Source organism: Streptomyces doebereineriae (assembly GCF_031845645.1).
Lineage (GTDB): Bacteria > Actinomycetota > Actinomycetes > Streptomycetales > Streptomycetaceae > Streptomyces > Streptomyces canus.
Window position 1 is genome coordinate 1 of sequence record NZ_JAVREZ010000277.1, and the last position, 456, is coordinate 456.

Here is a 456-nt window from a genome sequence, read left to right on the forward strand (position 1 = left end):
TGCCCGCGCCCCGCCTCGGCCAGCCTGCCGGGGGAGGTGGGCAGGCCCAGCCGCTCGGCCCCCCCGCACCGCCTTCGTCCCGGTCCAGGGGCCGATCTCCGGCCAGAGGGACTGCACCTCGCGTACGAAGATGTCGGCCCCGGCCGGACCGATGCCCGGGACGCGCCGCAGCCCTTCCATCAGCCGGTCGCGGTCGCCGTCGGCCTCCTCTCGGAGCCGCCGCAGATCACCCCGCCAGATGTCGAGGACGAGCTCCGCGCCCTCCCCGAGCTGGGTGGCGGTGCGCTCGTCGTAACGCCGGTAGTGGCCCTCGCCCAGCGCGTCCACCCGCTGCTGCCAGGTCGCGTCCGCCATCCGGCGCGGGGTGCGCAGGCCGTGGCCGTACAGGGCCCGGGCCGCCGCCACGGCGACCGGGGCGCGGATACGGGCGGAGAGCAGGAGGCTCAGCACCAGCAG

The 456-nt window shown here is 77.2% G+C and carries 1 pseudogene; it reads right to left on the reverse strand.

The features are described from left to right. Nucleotides 1-456, reverse strand: a pseudogene (locus tag RNB18_RS51870) (endonuclease); the annotation flags it as partial.